The organism is Desulfoluna butyratoxydans (assembly GCF_900699765.1).
GTDB lineage: Bacteria > Desulfobacterota > Desulfobacteria > Desulfobacterales > Desulfolunaceae > Desulfoluna > Desulfoluna butyratoxydans.
In genome coordinates this window covers 64527-83420 of sequence record NZ_CAADHO010000008.1, presented here as the reverse complement: position 1 = coordinate 83420, position 18894 = coordinate 64527, and the positions used below count along the sequence as shown (strand labels likewise).

At 54.6% G+C, this 18894-nt stretch carries 12 protein-coding genes; 5 read left to right on the top strand and 7 right to left on the bottom strand.

Going from position 1 to position 18894, the window contains the following annotated elements:
• The first annotated feature begins 96 nt into the window (after positions 1-96).
• Positions 97-2724 carry an aminopeptidase N gene (gene pepN, locus MSL71_RS19485; RefSeq protein WP_180143665.1) on the top strand — a complete coding sequence of 876 codons (2628 nt, stop codon included), beginning with the start codon at positions 97-99 and terminating at the stop codon, positions 2722-2724.
• 275 nt (positions 2725-2999) lie between these two features.
• On the opposite strand, the gene MSL71_RS19480 is transcribed toward pepN, so the two are convergent.
• From MSL71_RS19480 to MSL71_RS19470, 3 genes are all read right to left on the bottom strand, one after another.
• Positions 3000-3995: an aldo/keto reductase gene (locus MSL71_RS19480; protein ID WP_180143663.1), complete on the bottom strand. Its 996-nt coding sequence runs from the start codon at positions 3993-3995 to the stop codon at positions 3000-3002.
• A gap of 217 nt (positions 3996-4212) precedes the next feature.
• On the bottom strand, positions 4213-4719 hold the full coding sequence (locus MSL71_RS19475; protein ID WP_180143661.1) for a MarR family winged helix-turn-helix transcriptional regulator: 507 nt from the start codon (positions 4717-4719) through the stop codon (positions 4213-4215).
• 81 nt (positions 4720-4800) lie between these two features.
• The gene (locus tag MSL71_RS19470; protein WP_180143659.1) at positions 4801-5433 is read right to left on the bottom strand and encodes a GntR family transcriptional regulator; all 633 of its coding nucleotides are present in this window, start codon (positions 5431-5433) and stop codon (positions 4801-4803) included.
• Positions 5434-6073: 640 nt separating this feature from the next.
• Here MSL71_RS19470 and MSL71_RS19465 point away from each other — a divergent pair.
• From MSL71_RS19465 to MSL71_RS19455, 3 genes are all read left to right on the top strand, one after another.
• Positions 6074-7453 carry an FAD-dependent oxidoreductase gene (locus MSL71_RS19465; RefSeq protein WP_218951083.1) on the top strand — a complete coding sequence of 460 codons (1380 nt, stop codon included), beginning with the start codon at positions 6074-6076 and terminating at the stop codon, positions 7451-7453.
• Positions 7454-7574: 121 nt separating this feature from the next.
• Positions 7575-8675 carry a mandelate racemase/muconate lactonizing enzyme family protein gene (locus MSL71_RS19460; protein WP_218951082.1) on the top strand — a complete coding sequence of 367 codons (1101 nt, stop codon included), beginning with the start codon at positions 7575-7577 and terminating at the stop codon, positions 8673-8675.
• A gap of 9 nt (positions 8676-8684) precedes the next feature.
• Positions 8685-10247 carry a BCCT family transporter gene (locus MSL71_RS19455; RefSeq protein ID WP_180143654.1) on the top strand — a complete coding sequence of 521 codons (1563 nt, stop codon included), beginning with the start codon at positions 8685-8687 and terminating at the stop codon, positions 10245-10247.
• 92 nt (positions 10248-10339) lie between these two features.
• Here MSL71_RS19455 and MSL71_RS19450 read toward each other — a convergent pair whose 3' ends face one another.
• Together MSL71_RS19450 and MSL71_RS19445 are read right to left on the bottom strand one after the other, a co-directional pair.
• Positions 10340-12778 (bottom strand): ATP-binding protein, encoded by a 2439-nt coding sequence (locus MSL71_RS19450; RefSeq protein ID WP_180143653.1) that lies wholly within the window; start codon positions 12776-12778, stop codon positions 10340-10342.
• Positions 12779-13251: 473 nt separating this feature from the next.
• A complete protein-coding gene (locus tag MSL71_RS19445; protein WP_180143651.1) occupies positions 13252-15630 on the bottom strand; it encodes a methyl-accepting chemotaxis protein in 2379 nt (792 codons plus the stop codon).
• Between the two features lie 1017 nt (positions 15631-16647).
• Between MSL71_RS19445 and MSL71_RS19440 the strand changes: the two genes are divergently transcribed.
• The gene (locus tag MSL71_RS19440) at positions 16648-17256 is read left to right on the top strand and encodes a class I SAM-dependent methyltransferase (protein ID WP_246317835.1); all 609 of its coding nucleotides are present in this window, start codon (positions 16648-16650) and stop codon (positions 17254-17256) included.
• On the opposite strand, the gene MSL71_RS19435 is transcribed toward MSL71_RS19440, so the two are convergent.
• Both MSL71_RS19435 and MSL71_RS19430 read right to left on the bottom strand, forming a co-directional pair.
• Entirely contained in the window at positions 17208-17981 is a 774-nt protein-coding gene (locus MSL71_RS19435) for a hypothetical protein (protein ID WP_180143647.1), read from the bottom strand. The two genes, MSL71_RS19440 and MSL71_RS19435, sit on opposite strands and share 49 nt — an antisense overlap.
• Positions 17982-18346: 365 nt before the next feature.
• On the bottom strand, positions 18347-18724 hold the full coding sequence (locus MSL71_RS19430) for a pyridoxamine 5'-phosphate oxidase family protein (RefSeq protein ID WP_180143645.1): 378 nt from the start codon (positions 18722-18724) through the stop codon (positions 18347-18349).
• Positions 18725-18894: the final 170 nt, after the last annotated feature.

Sequence of the window (18894 nt, the reverse complement as noted above, 5' to 3'; positions counted from 1 at the left end):
GACTCTCCTTATCTTTGGATCATTGAAGGCTGAAGGGTGCATCCGCCTTTCAGGCCCGTGTGCTGATGATTCATTGCCCATCGAAAGGGAACCCCCATGACCGAACCTGTCGAAACCCACCTCAAGGACTACAAGCGCCCTGATTTTAATGTGGAGACCGTTGAGCTCCATGCAGATATATTCGAGACCGAAACCTTTGTGACCGCCAGCCTGGGCGTCAAGAAAAGCCCCGAGGCAGCCGACGGCGCCTCTTTTCTCCTGGACGGCAGGGAGCTTGAGTTGCTCTCCATCGAGCTGGATGGCCGTACTCTGACCGACGGCGAGTACACCCTTGAAGGAGAGGTCCTCACCCTGCAGGCGCCCCCCGATGTTTTTTGCCTTACAACAAAGGTGAAGATTCATCCCGAGACCAACACCTCCCTTGAGGGGCTTTACCTTGCCGACGGAACCTTCCTGACCCAGTGCGAGGCAGAGGGCTTTCGCCGCATCACCTTTTTCCCGGACCGCCCGGACGTGATGAGCAGCTACCGCTGCACGGTGTCGGCCGATAAGGAAAAATACCCGGTGCTCCTGGCCAACGGGAACCTGGTGGACGAAGGGGAGCTTCCCGGCGGCCGTCATTTTGCCACCTGGGAGGATCCCCACAAAAAACCGAGTTACCTGTTCGCCATGGTGGCCGGGGATCTGGCATGTCGGGAAGATACCTTTACCACCGCCTCCGGGCGCGAGGTGGCCCTGAAGTTCCATGTGGACCATCAGGATGCCGACAAGTGCGGGCATGCCATAGAGTCCCTGAAAAAGTCCATGGCCTGGGACGAACAGACCTTTGGCCTGGAGTACGACCTGGACATTTACATGGTGGTGGCCACCCACAGCTTTAACGCCGGGGCCATGGAGAACAAGGGGCTTAACGTCTTTAACTCCAAGTACGTGCTGGCAAAGCCCGAGACGGCAACGGACACGGATTTCCAGGGCATCGAAGGGGTCATCGGCCACGAGTACTTCCACAACTGGACAGGCAACCGGGTGACCCTGTGCAACTGGTTCCAGCTCTCCCTCAAAGAGGGGCTCACTGTGTTCCGGGACCAGGAGTTCTCCTCGGACATGGGCTCCCGTGCGGTGAAGCGCATCGCAGATGTCCGGGGCCTGCGGGCGTCCCAGTTTCCTGAAGACGCAGGGCCCATGGCCCATCCCATCCGGCCCGAGTCTTACATTGAGATGAACAACTTCTACACAGCCACCGTGTACAACAAAGGGGCCGAGGTGATCCGCATGATCCATACCTTCCTTGGCCCCGAGGGCTTCCGCAAGGGCATGGACCTTTACGTGGCCCGTCACGACGGCAGCGCCGTGGCCTGCGAGGATTTTGTCGCGGCCATGGAGGATGCCTCGGGCGTGGATCTTTCCCGGTTCCGCCTCTGGTACAGCCAGGCAGGCACACCAACCGTTACTGTTACCCGAGCCTTTGACGCGGAGACCTCCCGCTACACCCTTACCTTTACCCAGAAGGTGCCCGACACCCCGGGACAGGCCAACAAGAAAGCCATGCAGATCCCTGTGAGGATGGGGCTTTTAGGGGGCAACGGGGCACCCATTCCCCTCACCCTTGAAGGGGAGGCCTCTCCCGGCCCCCTGGAGCGCGTTCTGAGCCTCTCCTCGGCGTTGGAATCCTTCACTTTTACCGGGGTGGAGAAAGAGCCTGTTCCTTCCCTGTTCAGGGGCTTTTCCGCCCCCGTCAACCAGGTGACGGATTTGACCGAGGCCGAGTTGATCTTCCTCCTGGCCCACGATCAGGACTCCTTTAACAGGTGGGATGCTGCCCAGCAGCTCTACGCCAACACCATCCTGGGCATGGTGGCAGACCTCGAAAAAGGAGAGCCCCTGGCCTTAAGCACCGACCTGGTGGCAGCCGTCCAAAAGACCCTCACGCATCCGACTCTGGACAAGGCCCTCATCGCCCAGGCCCTGACCCTGCCGTCGGAAACCGAACTGGGGGACCGCATGGCTGAGATCGACGTGGACGGGATCCACGCGGCCCGCGAGTTTGTGGCAGATACCCTTGCCGTGGCCCTCAAGGAGGGCTGGCGGTCCGTGTACGAGGCGTGCAAAGAGGACGGCCCCTATTGCCCGGACACTCAGTCCATGGCCAAGCGCCGCCTCAAAGGTCTTTGCCTCTCTTACCTCTCCCGGGTGGAGTCCCCGGCCTTTGTCATGGATGCTTTTGCTTCGGCCGCCAACATGACCGACGAGCTGGCAGCCCTCACGGTTCTGGCAGGCATGGATGCCCCGGAGAGCGATGAGGCCATGGACCGGTTCTACGGTGCGTGGAAAGGGGATACCCTGGTCCTGGACAAGTGGTTCACCGCCCAGTCCCTCTCCAACCGTCCCGGGACCCTGGAGCGGGTGGCCACCCTTATGGATCATCCCGATTTCGATATCAAAAATCCCAACAAGGTGCGCGCCCTCATCGGCGCTTTCTGCCAGGCCAACCCCTGGCATTTCCACCGACTGGACGGCAAAGGATACGACCTGCTGGCCGATACGGTCATTGCCTTAAATACCATCAATCCCAGCATCGCCGCCCGCATGGCCTCCGGCTTCAACCGCTGGAAACGCTACGATGAAAAACGCCAGGGTCTCATGAAGGCCAGGCTGGAGCGCATCAAGGGGACCGAAAACCTGGCCAACGGTGTCTTTGAGATTGTCTCCAAGGCTCTGGCTTAGGGGCTGCACAAAAAGAAACCATACAAAAGCCTGCCTCCGGCGGCAAGGTGGGGGCACCTTGAAACCCGCCAACCGTTTCTGCAGGAGATTTTCGTTTCATTGTTCCTAAACGTCTGATGCGAGGCTTTTTTGGGGCGCCTCCCATGTTGGGAGCTCTTCGACATTCTCCATACGCTTTAAAAGGTTCCGGATTCGATTTATGCACGAAAGGCCGTTGCGGTTTGCAGCGGCCTTTCGTGTATGGAGAGTGTGCGTTTCGTTGAAAAGGAAAGAAATCAGGCGGAGAGGCCCTTCATCCCTTCCTGGGGGTATCGCTCTCCGGCAACGGCATCTGATGTGAAAACGTCGTCGAGAAAGGTGAGGTCCGAGGCTTCCAGGGTGACCTGAAGGGCGCCTGCGTTGTCCTCCAGGTAGCGGGTCCTGCGGGTGCCGGGGATGGGGACAATGTCCTCGCCCTGGGCCATGACCCAGGCCAGGGCGACCTGGGCCGGGGTGCATTGCTTCTCCTTGGCAAGTTCCTGTACTGAGGCCACCAGGACAAGGTTGCGGTCCAGGTTTTTGCCTTCAAAGCGCGGGGACATGCGACGGAAATCGGTGCTGTCCATTTCTTTGGTGTCCGTGATGGTCCCGGTGAGGAACCCGCGTCCCAGAGGACTGTACGGCACAAAGCCCACCCCGAGTTCCCGGCAGGCGGCAAGGAGGCCGTTTTCTTCGATGTCCCGGGTCCACAGGGAGTACTCGCTCTGCACCGCCGCCACCGGGTGGATGGCGTGGGCCCGTCGCAACTGTTCGGCCGAGACCTCGCTTAAGCCCACGGCACGTATTTTTCCCTCCTCCACCAGTCGGGAGAGTTCCCCCATCATGGCATCCAAGTCCTGCTCCGGGTTGAGCCTGTGGGCGTAGTACAAATCGATGTGGTCGACCCCCAGGCGTTTGAGGGACGCCTCGCAGGCTTTTCTCAGGTACGCGGGGCTGTTGTCGATGGTGCGTTCATAGATGCCTTTTTCCTTGCGGATGATGCCGAATTTGGTGGCAAGGACGATGCGGTTCCGTTTGCCCTTGATAAACCGACCAATGAGTTTTTCGTTATGGCCGTGGCCGTACATGTCGGCTGTGTCGTAAAAAGTAATGCCGAGTTCAAGGGCGCGCTCCAGCACGGTGAGGGAGTTGGCGTCATCGGACGGCCCGTAAAATTCGGACATGCCCATGCAGCCGAGTCCCATGCGGGATACGCGGATGGATGTCTTGCCTAAGGGAACCTGTTTTATCATGGTGGGTCTCCTGTGATGCGGGTGTGGGGACGAAAACGTCCCCACATCGGTTGGGGTATTCGGAAACGCCTGCGGCGATTCTGTGCGTGTTATGTATAATTATATGATTAGGGCCCTAACTATTAGGGCGAAAAAAATACCGTCTGGCCATGCTGGCCTGAATGTATGTGTTTTTGATGCAATGGTTTACGTATCGCGATACCGCTCGCGGCGTGTTTCAGGTGACCGGGGCTGCCGGTCGCATCAGCAGCTTGTCCAGCATGCCTGCAAGGGATTTTTGCTCGGGGTTCGTCAGCGGTGCCATGAGCTCATTTACCAGGGTGTAGTACTCGGGCATGATGCGGTCCAGGAGGGCCTCTCCCTTGTCTGTGAGGAGCACGGCGGCTTTGCGTCCGTCGGCGGGGTCTTCCTGTCGGCGGATGAGCCCGTCCCGCTCAAGCTGTCGGAGGAGGCCGGACATGGTGGCGCGGGTTACGCCTTGCTCCTGAGCCAGCTCAGAAGGCAATGCCCGGGGGATTTTCCGGCGTCGCAGCTGGATCAGGACAAGCCATCTGCCGTGCATGATGCCATGACCGGAAAGGAGGGCGTCCAGCCGCCCGAGAAAGTCGCTGCCCGCAACGAGGAGGCGCAGAAATGCTGAGACAGCGTCCGGCGCCAGTTGTGGGTAGTCCCGCTCCATGCGGGAAAAGATAGGGTCGTTTGGGAAGTCGCGTAGGTTGAACATGGGGTAAGTATAGTTAGGCCGCTAATTACATGTCAATGATTTTATGCTTTGCCATCGGCGCGCAAAGGGGAGGGGGAGGCCCTATTGAATCTTTCGGTAGGCGGACTCTGTCAGGTGTTCCATGAGGAGCTCGGAGTTTTTCAATGCCTCCTTTTCGTTCCCAAAGGCAATGGCTTTCATGATGTTCCGGTGGATCAGGCTGCCCTTCATGTTGTCGGTCTCGATTTTGTTGGCGAACCAGAATCGGCGCGAAAGGCTCTGAACCTGCTCGATGGTGTTGTGGAAGTAGGGGTTCCCGGTGGCGTCTGTGATGATGGTGTGGATGTCCTGGAGGCATTTGAGCATGCCCTCTTCATCATGTTGTTCGGCGCAGGCCACCATCTGCTCCCCAAGGTGGAGCATCTCTTTTTTCTGGGCGGTTGTGCCGCGCAAGATGGCGTATCGCAGACAGATGGGTTCGATCTGTTTGCGAACCTCCAGGAGTTGCACTTGCTGTTCGGGGGTGATGCTGAGGAACTCGATCCCTTTTCGTGGGTGGATTCGCAGCATGTTTTCATGCTCAAGCTTTTGCAGGGCTTCCCGTACCGGTGTGCGCCCCAGGTTCAATAGGGCTGCCAGCTTGTTCTCTGAATAGAGGGTGGAGACGTTTATTTCACCGAACACAAGCATCCGTTCGATTTCAAGGCGGGCTGTTTCCGAAAGGGTTTTTGACATGATGACCTCGTATCCCGGCGGCGACAAATGGGTTCACGCAGGGTTGTTGGAATGCTTGGTATGCAAAAATAAAATTTAAGTGACATATCACAGAGCTGACATGCAAGCAAATCATGTTTCTTTGTTGGGCTTCTGCTTACGGGGGTATATTCGCTGAGACTTTATTTTCCCTTTTTTTGGATCTGTATTGCACTTTTGGCCCGTAGTGTAAATTAATATATCAGAATGCATTGATTTGGTTATACCAGCTGTCGGGAATCTGTGCCATGAAATAATAAAACTCCCTTGAATTCATAAGAAAGGAGGATGGAATTATTGACATATTAGTATGGTATGCAGACCGATAATGGGGCTGTGTGGGAGTTGATTCGGATGATGTGTTTCAAATAAAGGTTTTGTTGAAGTATTTTTTGTCTGTGCTGGGATTTTATCGATTTTAATGTTTTATTTCAAAACTTTAGTTTTGGTTTGTTGTGATATATCTTTTTGGATAAATGCCGTTTTAAGGTGCTAAACAAGGGTGGTGTGGATCAAATTTTGAGGTGGGTGTTGCCAAGGATTGATAATTGATATACAAGCTGATGTATCGGTTGGTGATTAATTTTAAATTAATGATGAAGAAATATAAAATAAGAAGGTTATGAAATATACCACTGATACATCATTTATGGATTCCTGGAAAGAGACGGCGTTAACCGATGAGGAGGCGCCCCTTCTTCTGGAGGCGGATGTCGTTGTGTGCGGCGGCGGCCCTGCCGGTGTGGCTGCCGCAACGGTTTGTGCGCGGCAGGGGCTTTCCACTGTGCTGGTGGAGAAGAACGGATTTTGCGGGGGCGCTGCGGTGGCAGGGCTTTCCGGAACCATCTGTGGCCTGTACCAGGCCCAGGAGGAGATCGAGGCCAAGGAGCCAAAGCAGCTTGTCTTCGGGTTTGCCGGTGAATTCAAAATCCGCCTTGCCGAGCGGGGAGGGGTGACCGAACCCCAGATTTACGGGAGCACCCATGTGGTGACCTTCGATCCCTTTGTCTGGCGTGAGGTGGCCGATGACCTCTTGGAGGAGGCCGGTGTCCGGTGCCTTTATCATACCCTGGTGACCGCGGTGACCCGAAAGGGGGACCGGCTGACCTCCGTGCAGCTGGAGTCCAGCGCAGGGAGAACCCACGTAAAGGCCGGGGCATTTATCGATTGCACGGGCGATGCGGCCGTCATGACCAAGGCCGGTTGCGCCTACACCTTCGGGGATAACGGCGCCATCCAGAACCCCACCATGATGTTTCGTCTCTCCCATGTGGAGGAGGCGGGGTACTACGACTGCTTCGGCAGGAACACCATTTGCCCCGAGAGCCTGACCCGCAAACTCACCGAGGCTTTTGAGAAGGGAACCTACGATACCCCGCGAAATCACATCTGGGTCTTTCCCACCCCCACGCGGTCCGTGTTTTTGATGAACTGCACCCAGCTCGCCGGTCAGGGGGGGGAGATGCTTAATGTTATCAACCCCGGAGACCGAACCCATGCGGAGATTTCAGGCCGTCGGGCTGTCCGCGAATACCATCGATTTTTCAAGGAAAATGTCAGCGGGTTTGAAGATTCGGAGCTCATGGATGTGCCCCCTGAGGTGGGGGTTCGCCAGACCCGCAGCATCAAGGGCACGGTGACCCTGACCAATGCCCATGTGGCACAGTGCACCAAGGCCGCCGACGGCATTGTCCGCTCATCCTGGCCCATTGAGCTTCATGCCGGGGAGGTCTCCAAGCTGCACTGGCTTATCGATGATTATTACGAGGTGCCCTATGGGACCCTGGTGCACCCGGAGCTGGATAACGTCATTGTTGCCGGGCGCAGTTTGAGCGCGGAGCATGAAGCCCTGGCCTCTGCCCGGGTGACCGCCCAGTGCTTTGAATACGGCCATGCAGCGGCTGTTGCCACAGCGCTTCGCCTTGAGGCCGGTACCGGATACAAGGACGTGGATACCGACGAGTTGCGCCGCCGCATGGTCGAAAACGGCAGCGCCCTTTAAATATCACGGGCCCGGAACAGACAACGGCGTTTTTTTCGAAAGGGCCCATCACGAACGCTGACACCTTGCTGTCATATAACGCGAAAAGGAGTGGATGATGAACAATTGCAGGATCAATCGAGTGGAGTTATATGCCGTCGCAGACCGTGAAGCGCCTCCCATCCCATGGGCGGACAACCAGGAACCCCTGCTTTACACCAACAACATAGTGCGCCTTGTCACGGAAGACGGCACCGAGGGTGTGGGGGCCACCATCAGTTACACCGAAAACGATTTTGACCGGTGCATCATCGAGGCCATGCGAACGGTGGTCCCCGGGCTTATCGGCAAGAACCCCCTGATGACCGAGGAGCTTTACTCCTGGCTTATGTCCCGTTGTACTTGGGGCGGCCTGCCCGCCAAGTCCCCCATCGACATCGCAGCCTGGGACATCAAGGGCAAAAAAGCCGGCATGCCGCTCTACATGCTCCTGGGCGGGGCGAGGACCAAGATGCTCTCCTACGCCTCCACCCCCATGTTCGACACCGTTGAAGAGTACATGCCCTACATCGACGAGTGTATCGCGCACGGTTTTACCGCCATCAAGCTGCACTGCTACTGTGTTTTCAAGAAAGACCTGGCCCTGGTCAACGCCGTGCAGGAACGCTACAAGGACACCGGGATCCGCTTTATGCTGGATACTGCCACCTTCTATTCCCCGGAGGAGGCCATGAAGATGGCCCGGCTCATGGAGCGTTACGACTGGGAGTGGCTCGAGGCCCCTGTCTCCGATTACGATTACAAGACCTATCAGCGCCTTGTGGATAAGACGGATCTTGAGATCTCCAGCCACGGAAACTGCCTGCTCACTCTCCAGGAGGTGACCTACGCCCTGGGCAACGGTTTCTGGTCCGATGTGCGCCAGGATGCCACGGTGTGTGGCGGTATCACGCCTTTGAACAAGTGTTTTGCCATTGCCGAAGGCCATTCCAAGCGCCTTGAGATCCAGAGCATGGGCTACACCATCACCCAGGCCGCCAACCTGCACGTGGCCCTGGCCCACCACAACTGCAACTACTTTGAGCAGTTCTATCCTTACGAAAGCTTTGAGCTGGGGAGCAATACCCCCATCCGAACCGACAAGGAAGGGTATGTTCACGCCCCGGAAGGCAACGGCCTGGGGGTCGACATGGATTGGGACGCCGTCAAAGAGGCGTCCATCGCAAGCTACGTGTTTGAATAAGGAGCGGAGATGAAATTCAGTAAGTTTGAAGTAGACCTGAAACTTACCCTGGTAAGTTTCTCCTGTGTCCTGCTGCTGGGGGTGTTGGCTGTCCTTTACCCGGATTCCGTCAAGGGCACCATGGGCTCCATGCTCAACTTTACCGTGGTGAACCTGGGCACCGGATTTCTGTGGTACACCGTGTTTGCGACGGTTGTCCTGCTGTTCCTTGCCCTGTCCAAATACGGCAACATTCGTTTAGGGGGCGACAAGCCCGCCTTCAATAAGTTTCAGCTCTTTGCCATGGCCCTTTCTGCCGGCATGGGTGCCAGTACCATGTACTGGGCGTTCATCGAGAGTATCTATTATTACATGGATCCTCAGTTCGGCATTGTGGACAAGGCCATGTCCATGGAGTACGCGGCCGCCTACAACATGTTCCACTGGGGCGCGGCCGGGTGGTTTACCTACCTGATCGTGGCCATTCCCTTCAGCGTTGTCTTCTATATCAAGCGCAGCCGCAAGATGAGCTTGAGCGGTGTGGTGAATAGCATGTTCAACGACGCCTTGCCCCTGTGGGCCCAAAAGCTCATCGACCTTTTGTTCATCATCACGACCCTGGCGGCCACGGCCCTGACCCTGGGCCTGGGTATTCCCATGATCTCGGCCAACTTAAGCCAGCTCACCGGTATTCCCGATAACCTGTTTTTGGGGATCGGCGTGATCCTGGCTCTTTCCGTGGTCTTCTCCTTGAGCTCCTACATCGGCATTGAAAAAGGCATGGCCCGGTTGAGCAACGCCACCATCTATATCTGTGCAGGGCTTGTGTGCCTGGTGTTCATTGTCGGTCCCACGGCCCTTATTTTGAACAACACCACCAACGGTATCGGTGTGATGCTGAGCAAGTACATCCGCATGAGCACCAACACCGACCCCTTCGGCAGCTCTTTGTTTCCTCAGTACTGGACCATCTTTTTCCTGGCAAACTGGATCTCCTATTCTCCGGGTATCGGGGTGTTTATCACCAAGATTTCCAAAGGACACAGGCTCCGTGATGTGATTCTTATCCTTGTGGGGGCAGGGACCCTGGGGACCTGCCTGATCTTTGGGGTGTGCGGCACCTTTACCATGAACCTTCAGAACACCGGCGCCGTTGATGCCGTGGGTCTGATCAACAGCGGGCAGCCCACAGAGCTTGTGAAGGCAGCCTTCGGACAGACACCGTTTCCGGGCCTGATGACCCTGATTTACCTTGTCACCATGGTTCTGTTCACCGTCACCACCCTTGACGGGACCTCCTACTCCCTTGCAGGGATCGCCACCAAGCGGCTGGACAACGACGCCAACGTCTCTCCCATGTTTCGCCTTTTCTGGTGCCTGCTTCTGACCGTTATTCCCATTGTGTTCCTCCTGATCCATGCCAACCTGAATATCCTCAAGTCCTTTCCGGTGCTGATCATCGTTCCCATGATGCCTATCTTCACCGTGCTGGCCTACAAAACCCTGGGGTATATCAAAGAGACCTTCGGCAGCATGAACGCCGAGGAGATCGAAAAGCATTCCATCTACCTCTCCACCACGGACGAGCTGTAGCCCTTTTTCCCTTCCGAGGGTTGCAGCTCGCAAAAAAAGCCCCGCCGTCGAAAGACGGCGGGGCTTTTTTATTTCTGGCGGATTGGTATCGCTCAGGGGGCTTCTGGCGCGGCATCGGGTTCGGCTGTGTCACGGATCAGCTGCGCCCTGATTTTTTCCAGCAGCGTGCCGGTGTCCATGGGCTTCTGGAGGTAATCGGTGTTGCCGAGATCCGTCAGAAAGTCGTCCGGGGGGGTGCTGTACCCCGAGAAGAGGAGGGCCGGGAGTCCCGGGCGGATGGCGGTTATTTCACGGATCAGTTCCATGCCGGTCATGCCGGGCATGGTGACGTCGGTAAGGACCAGGTCGAAGGTGTCCGGTGCCTCCTTGAAGCAGGCCAGGGCACGGGCACCGTCGGTGAAGGTCCGCGTTGCGTAGCCGTGCAGACAGAGAAGGTCCGAGAGGCTGTCCGTGATTTTCTTTTCGTCGTCCACCACAAGGATTGTCTCGTTGGCGCCGCCTGGCTGTCCCTGGTCGGGGGAGGAGAGGGCAGGGCCGTTTTTCTGGTGGAGGCGTGGGACGTGGATTTTAAAGGTGGTGCCGACCCCGGGCTGGCTGTGCACGCTGATGTGCCCATGATGCTCTTTGACGATGGCGTGGACCACGGAGAGTCCCAGGCCCGTCCCTTTTCCCTTTTCCTTGGTGGTGAAGTACGGGTCAAAGATATGCGCAAGGTGTCTCTGGTCGATGCCGCAGCCTGTATCGGAGACCTCAAGGAGGATGTACTCCCCCGGGGCATAGGGCGCGTCGGATATCGGGGCGTCGATACAGACATCCGTCAGGGACACGCGAAGGGTGCCCCCGGTGGTTTCCATGGCATGGTAGGCGTTGGTGCACAGGTTCATGATGACCTGGTGAATCTGGGTGGGGTCTGCGTGAATGAGGCTTTTGGACTGGATAATGCTCTCGATGTCGATGGTGGACGGCAGGGATGGCCTCAGGAGTTTCACGGTTTCCTTGATGATTAACAGGGGCTGGAGGGATTGCTTTTCCGGTTCGGTCTTCCTGCTGAAGGTGAGGATCTGGGAGACCAGCTCCTTGGCCCTTAAGCCCCCCTGGGTGATCTGTTCCAGGGCCTCTTTGACTTTTTTCGGGGTGTTGAGATGAAGCTGGGCCAGTTCGGTGTAGCCGAAGATCACCGTCAGGATGTTGTTGAAGTCGTGGGCGATGCCTCCGGCCAGGGTGCCGATGGCTTCCATCTTCTGGGCCTGGTAGAGGCTGGTCTCCAGCTGGCGGCGCTGGCTGATGTCTATACCGATGCTCAGGATCTCCTGGAAACGGCCCAGGTCGTCGGTGATGGCCCGGTTGCTCCACTGGATATAGACCGTGCGTCCGTCCTTGCAGGTGTTTTCATTTTCAATGAGGGCATGGCTCTCCAGCAGGTCGAAGGTCTCATTGTCGAGGTTGTTGATGTGCAGGGCCCGGGCTGCCTCCGGGGAGATGATCGTGCCCAGGACGTTGCGTCCGTATATCTCTTCCCGCGTGTAGCCGAAGAGCTCCAGGCCGAAGCGGTTGAGGAACAGGACACGGCCGTATTTGTCCATCCTGAGGACGATGCTGTTGGCGCTCTCCACAAGGTCCTTGTACAGTTTTTTCTGGTATTCCAGTTCCCGGGTGCGGTTCGTGACGGTGAGCTTCAGGGCCCTGTTCAGGTAGAACAGCATGGCCGATACCATGGCAATGATAACCACCGCCAGCAATGGCCATCGCTGAGTCACCGTTTTTTCATAGGCTGTCAGACCTGTCCAGTGGGTGATGCATTGATCGTAGAACGAGTCCGTTTGATTCTTCCATTGAGTGAGGTATCGGTCGATGGTGGATAGAGTGTCTCCCTGGAGGCCTTTTTTTGCGGCAAAAGCAATGGAAAATGGCGAAAACTGAATGGGGCTTGGGACCAGGGACGGTCCGTGGGACCGGTAGAGCCCGTTAAGCTGCGTGGCAACCCCTGCATCAACCTTTCCTTCTCTTACCGAAGCAAAGACCGCTGTGGAGGATGGATATTCCTTGATGTGGCAGGTGATGCCCAGTTTTTTTGCGGTTTTTTGGAAGTTGATACCGCTGATATCTTTGGCCGTTACGGCCACGCGTTTTCCTTCAAGGTTTTGAATGGAGCGAATGGGGCTTCCCTGTTTTATAAAGACCTGTCCCCACTCTTCAAATACCGATTCTTGGTTGAAGTCCATGGTGAGGCTGCGTTCGGGGGAAAAGGCAATGGCGGTGATCAGGTCGATCTCTTCCTTCTGTAATCGTTCCAGCCCCTGCTCCCAGGTACCGTAAATAAACGTGATGTCCCACTGTTCCTGGGCGGCGATGTGGTTGATCAGGTCAGGGTAAAGTCCCCGTGGGGTGCCGTCGGTATCTGTAAAGCAGAATGGTCGAGCCTCGCAGATCCCTACACGTAAAGTAATAGGGCTGTCTGAACTGTACCCAGGACGGGGTATGAGAAGTAGCAGGATATAAAGAAGATACATTGTACGAATAACGTATTTCATAGTCTGACTTTACACGATTCGATAACCGGACTACCTAATAGGCCGGTGTATTGTATTAGGTGATGAAGGCGGCTCATACGGCAGTTCCATGAGTGTGCATGAAAAATCGTGTCCCGACCACAGCGGTAGGTGTTTCTGATTCCTATTTTTTGCAACTATAGCTCGGCGGATGAAGATGTCAAGTGAGCAGACCCGGATCATCAGGGTGTGAAGACATTATTCAACTGAGAGGCCATAGACCGGATATTTCCTGAGAAAACGATCACTCCAAAAATATAAGTCGTCATTTTTTGAAATGTCCGGCATAGGATGGTCCTTAAAAAAACTCAAAAAAACGTACCGGTTTTCCTTTTCTGGACAGAGCTGCGGATACTGTCCAGAAAAGGGTTGTGGTCGATTGCAAAGTGAGTGAACTCCAAATGACAAACGCCTTGCCTATTCGCAGCGTGGGTGAACGCATGCCTCCAATATGACTATACCCTGAACCGACCCACAAGGGAGGTCAGCTTGTCTGCAAGGCTCTGGAGTTCAGTTGCGTTGTTTCTTACCTGTGTACTGACATCGGTCATCTCTTCTGCAGTGGTATTCACGTGAGAGATCTGCCTTGCCATATCCCTTGAAACTTGGGTACTTTCCAGAATTTTGTCAGAGACGGTCTGGATCCCAGAAGAGGCTTTGTTTATATTGCCGGAGATCTCGGTTGTGGTGACGGACTGCTCTTCAATGGCTGCAGCAATGGTTATAACGATTTGGTTTACTTGGTCCACGATTTTGGTGATGGCATCAATCTCGGTCACGGTCTCCTCCGTTGACGCCTGCACCCCGCTGATTCGCTCCTTAACTTCTTGGTTGGAGATGGCGGTCTGTTTTGCCAGCTCTTTGATTTCATCTGCCACAACGGCAAAGCCTTTGCCCGCGTCTCCGGCCCGAGCTGCTTCAATTGTAGCATTCAGGGCCAGCAGGTTGATCTGCTCTGAGATTTCACCGATGGTCTCCGTGACTTTTCCGATGGCCTGGGCAGCATCACCTAGATCCCCTACCTTCTTTTTGGCCCGACGCGTCTGGTTCACAGCCTGTCCGGTGATGTCTCGTGCTGACTCGGAGTTATGGGATATTTCACCGATGGTTGAGGTCATCTCTTCAGTAGCAGACGCCATGGCGTTGAGATTGCCGGAAGACTGTTCGGTCTCGCGGGCCACATCTTCCATGTTGCTGCTCATTTGCTCCGAGGCAGCTGCTACGGTGTGAGACTTGGAAGACGAGGCTTCGGCGCCCTGAGCCATGCGACCCGCAAGCCCTGTCAGTTTGGAAGAGGATGCGGAAAGGGTTTCTGAGTTGCCCGCGATGTCCCGGATCATCTGCTGGAGATTTTCCACAAAGGTGTTGAACCAGTTGGCCATCTCTCCCAGCTCGTCGCGGCTGGCTACAACCAGTCGCTGGGTGAGGTCCCCATCTCCTTCGGCGATATCCCTAAGCATCGTGCAGGTCTGTTTTAGCGGACGCGTAATGGAGACAATCAGTACCAAGGCAGCTCCCACAGCCAAAACAGCTCCAATAAGGGTAAACAGTACGATGCCGGTTTTTCCCCATGAAGCTGACTGCACAAATGCCGTTTCAGAGTTTACAGCCATGACATGCATGGTATTGGATGCGTCTTCAATTAGGTTGTGGGCATCTATGCCAATGGTTTTTTCGAGTTCAACCAAGGTTACATAACTGTTCCAGGTGGTTATGTATTCAGTTGCCAAGGCGCGAATGCTGTCGGTTGCGGTATCCATATCGATAAGACCTTTCAAAATTTCATTGACCCTATGTGGGTCTGAATTGAAGGTCAGATAACTAAAAGCTGCTATACGAGCATCCGTCAGCGTACTATTCAGCGCGCTGATATCTTCAAAGCGACTAAAACCGTCTTCTATGACTTCGCCAAGTTCCTGTCCGACCATCACAAGATCATCCATGTACACTCCGGCACAAATCACTAAGTCCCAGGGTTCATAATATTGTGCCACAGTTGCTTTAGGAAATAACGTGTTCCCTTTATTTGGCTTGGGCCAAGAGTACTCTGTGATGGATAGGCCATCGCTGACAGCCCCTTTGACCAAATCAACCATAAATGTTTTGCCGGTATTCTTATCCTGAACCGTCGAAAAGTCAGAGCCTTCCAATGTGCGATCAGCCCCATGGGCTATAAGGGTATAGTCCTTTTGCAATACAAAAAAATAGTTTCCAGTCCCAAAGTGCATTTTTCGTAACACATCCAGGGCTTTTTTTCGGGATAAGCCTGAAGAATGCATTGCGGAAACAGCGTCGTGGGCAACATCCACTAAGTTTCTGACGGAGGCAAATGCCGTTTTTTTCAGTTGGTAGTTGCTGTTGTGCAGAACCTCTTTGCGAATGGACTCTTCAATGAGTTCGTACTCTTCAAGACTCTTCGCTTTTACCTTGCTCGCAGTTGTCCGCAGCAATTCACTCAATTCTGCTTTTTTTTCTTTAGCGTCCCTAAGTGATGTCAATTTTTGAACGTAAAGCTGGCGTCCCGTTTCTATCTTTGTCAACGCCTCATTATCCAGAGAGGATTCTTCCAATTCGTCAAGTTTTGAGTGAACGAGCTCCATTCCTTTGTTCAGCCTTTGGAACTGCTCGATATCCCCATCTTTTGCATAATACGCTTGATTACTGGAGAGGTTATTGAGTTCTGCATCAAGTTCCAGTGTGGTATAGCCTTGTCCAGCCTGCCGAATAACTCTGTCCAAGCTTAAATACCCGCCGCTACCTACAACCAGAAGCACCGCCACAAGAAGTGAAAATCCGCCGATCAGTTTTGTTCTCAGGCTTACCGCTAAAAACATTCAAAATCCTTTCGCTCTTAATGTAAACGCAGTTTTGGGTGGTTGAGATTGTTTGTATAAAAAATTTCATAAAGTTAATAAACGGTGTTTCGGATTACCTGGCAGGGAACTTTAATGAATAATTCGTCAGTGAATTATCAACGATGAAAGAATCAGAATCAAACAACTCAAAACAAACACAAAAAAATTCGGAGCAGAGATTGCCCTGCGAAACCCAAAGGCGTCGTGGCCTTTTTGGTTACGGGGCTTGCGGCAAAACCAAAGCGATCTCGGCCGACCTGTGAGAGGGTACGCTTCATTTTTCGGGGGCTGCTTTTCAGCAATGTGCCATAGCTCGGATATTTCATGTGAAAACGACTGAACCGATTTAGTAATATGTCATTCATCGTTTTTAGACCGCTTTTCTCACCTTTGAGGCGAGCGAAGTGCACTCAATTATTCGCGTTATCAGAGTTTTGAGTCAACTCATTGCCTCTGCAGCTCTGTTGCCTTGAACATGGGTGTACCCGGCTCGTGAAATATCTGGGTCAGGGTGCAGGTCGTGCATGGCATCTCGAAATGCCTGCTGAACTTTTGCACGATTTTAAAGAAAATGTGTGGCCATGCTATGGGTGACGGTTTTTTCTTTGTGGTGTAATGTCTAATAATACTTGCTTGTGAGGGTGTTGTTTTCAGAAAATGAACGACTGGTTTGTTTGTGCCCAGTAATCAGGTGTCGAGTGGATAGTGAACAGCTTTGGCATTGTGTTGTGGTGGGTTTTATGGGGTGCTGTCTGTGTAACTGCTTGTTGTTTTTAGTGTGTTTTATGTGTTCTTGTCGTTGTAGGACCGGTCTTTTTACCGGATACAGGGCTGGAAATTCTTTTGGCTATTCATTGGCTAAATACTTCCAATGGGTGTAGGGTAGATATAAGCGTAGCAACGGGCGATCAAGATCAGCGTGCTGCGTATTACCCATAAAGCAGGAATCTTATGACTTCGGTACGTGTTCGTTATCAAACCATGGAATTCGATGGTATGGATATTCATATACGGACGTTACGCGATAGACAGCAATATGAAGATGTCGGCGGGGTTGCAGAAAAACTGGGCATATCATCCGCCACCTGGCCACTGTTCGGTGTGATCTGGGCGTCCAGCGAAGTTCTGGCTCATTTCATGGTGGATTTTGAAATCGAAGGAAAGCGCATCCTTGAGGTGGGCTGCGGCATTGCCTTGACGAGCCTGGTGTTGAACCATCGTCATGCGGACATCACCGCCACGGACTACCATCCTGAGGTGTCTGACTTCCTTCTGGAAAACGTGAGAATCAACAAGGGGCGGAAGATCCCCTTTGTCCGCACGGGATGGGGGGACAACGACACGAGGCTGGGGACATTTGACCTCATCACCGGGAGCGATCTCCTGTACGAACGAGACCATGCCGACCTGTTGTCCCGTTTTATCGATCAGCATGCCAAGCCCCATTGTGAAGTGATCCTCGTGGATCCGGGCCGTGGCGAGCAGGCCCGGTTCAGCAAGAAAATGGCCCTTCTGGGGTATTCCCACAGCCAGAGCAAGCCCGTTAATCCAGAGTCCTATCTGAAGAGCCCCTTTAAGGGGAAAATCCTACGATACAAGCGGTAGCCGATCCAGGGGGCCGGGGTATCAGCCCCCGGCTCCTGCGGCGTCATTGGAGGTGTCTCCCTGTGCAGCTGGCCGGTGGACCTGTTGCTGATCATGAGCAGCAGCGAGTAGGCCAGGAAAACGGAGAGAACCTGGCAAAGGAGTGTCAGGACGCTGTCCATGATGGGCTGGTGAAAGTAGCTGGCGATGGGGTCCCCTGTGAGGGCGAAGACAACGCGAGCGAAAAAGACGGCGGCAAAGAGCGCAAAGGTAACGCCTGCGGGGACACCATGGTTTTTTAACTCCCTGTCCGGGCAGGAAAAGACGATCCAGGCACTGTGTGAGACCACAGGGAGCAGCATGCCCGAGAAGAGGACGATGCGCACCCTGATGTCAGGGCGGATGAGGGCAAAGAAGGCGTAGAGGGCTGTGAACAGGATAACGTACAGAACGTAGGGCCTTGCGCGGAGCCGGACCCCGAAAAACCGTGCCGTGCCGAAGAGCATGAAGATGGTGCCGGAAAACATCAGGGTGTTGGCCGCGACAATGGAGATGGCGTGGGGGGGGGTGTGCCGCAGGCAGGCCAGGGTCATTCCCGCAGACTTCAACACAAAATCGGCGAAAAAGAAGCCGATGCCCCAGCGGCGTGTTCGGTTCCGGTACCAGACGACGCCCAGAACCAAGCTGTATATGTGGTTGACGAGGATGTAGGTGAAGATGGACGTCTTCATGTCAAAGGGCATCATGGCAATGATCCGGTTTGGCCGACTGTCCCGGGGGCGGGCCAACGGAACACATGGCGGTTCCGGTGATATGGGGCTCCCGTGACGTGAGCGGCGTTTATGTCAGCGGATACCATTCATACGTTGTTGCGGCGGCGTATGCAACCTTGTGGCATGGCGGCAGACCATGAAAATAAGGGGGGCAGGGGACGTTTAGCTCGGAAATTTCGTGAGAAACCGGCACGTCAAAAGCGCAACATGTCACTTCCGGTTTTCTGCTCGGTTTTCTCACCCTTCGGGCGAGCCGAGTTAAGGGCGGCAGGTAAAAAGAAAAACCCAGCGGCAGTGGGGCGCCGTTGGGTTTTTAGTGTTGGGGCGGGGTGGGGCTTTTACAGAAGCTGCTCAGCCCCTGCGAAGACCGCCTCGACCTTGAGGGCCGTGGCTGCATGTCCCGGGTGTTTTTCCGGGTTCCAGCTCTTCATGTCGTCAAAGATCGCACCATCGGTGTGGTACTCAATGGAGCCCTTAACCTGGTAGGCTGCCCCTTCGTTGGTGATGAAGAGCATGGAGCCTTTGCTGCCGGACTGGATGTTTTTCAACGTTTTGGAAAAGTAGTTGTTGGCCACCACCAGGGTCTCTTCATCGTATTTGGAGACGCAGGTGGCGTAGATGGCGTTGGGCGTTCCGGCTTCATCCACGGTGGTCAAAATGACGGGGCCCTGGTGGTTGTCCCAGGCTTTGCTGACTTTTTCAGGTAAAGAAGGCATGTTATGTCCTTGTTGCTGTATGCGGTTTCATTATTTCATCGGGATATCATTGGTCCGAGGGGACGTCAAAACAACCCGGTAAGGCGTTTCAGGTGAGCATATCCGATGGCTCCCGAATCAGGCCGCAGGCTCTTGACTCGGGTTGATAATTAATTCTACAGGAACAAATC

Coding starts and splice junctions, on each gene's coding strand:
- pepN (WP_180143665.1), top strand. CDS start 97: ATGACCGAACCTGTCGAAACCCACCTCAAGGACTACAAGCGCCCTGAT.
- MSL71_RS19480 (WP_180143663.1), bottom strand. CDS start 3,995: ATGATAAAACAGGTTCCCTTAGGCAAGACATCCATCCGCGTATCCCGC.
- MSL71_RS19475 (WP_180143661.1), bottom strand. CDS start 4,719: ATGTTCAACCTACGCGACTTCCCAAACGACCCTATCTTTTCCCGCATG.
- MSL71_RS19470 (WP_180143659.1), bottom strand. CDS start 5,433: ATGTCAAAAACCCTTTCGGAAACAGCCCGCCTTGAAATCGAACGGATG.
- MSL71_RS19465 (WP_218951083.1), top strand. CDS start 6,074: ATGAAATATACCACTGATACATCATTTATGGATTCCTGGAAAGAGACG.
- MSL71_RS19455 (WP_180143654.1), top strand. CDS start 8,685: ATGAAATTCAGTAAGTTTGAAGTAGACCTGAAACTTACCCTGGTAAGT.
- MSL71_RS19450 (WP_180143653.1), bottom strand. CDS start 12,778: ATGAAATACGTTATTCGTACAATGTATCTTCTTTATATCCTGCTACTT.
- MSL71_RS19445 (WP_180143651.1), bottom strand. CDS start 15,630: ATGTTTTTAGCGGTAAGCCTGAGAACAAAACTGATCGGCGGATTTTCA.
- MSL71_RS19440 (WP_246317835.1), top strand. CDS start 16,648: ATGGATATTCATATACGGACGTTACGCGATAGACAGCAATATGAAGAT.
- MSL71_RS19435 (WP_180143647.1), bottom strand. CDS start 17,981: ATGATGCCCTTTGACATGAAGACGTCCATCTTCACCTACATCCTCGTC.
- MSL71_RS19430 (WP_180143645.1), bottom strand. CDS start 18,724: ATGCCTTCTTTACCTGAAAAAGTCAGCAAAGCCTGGGACAACCACCAG.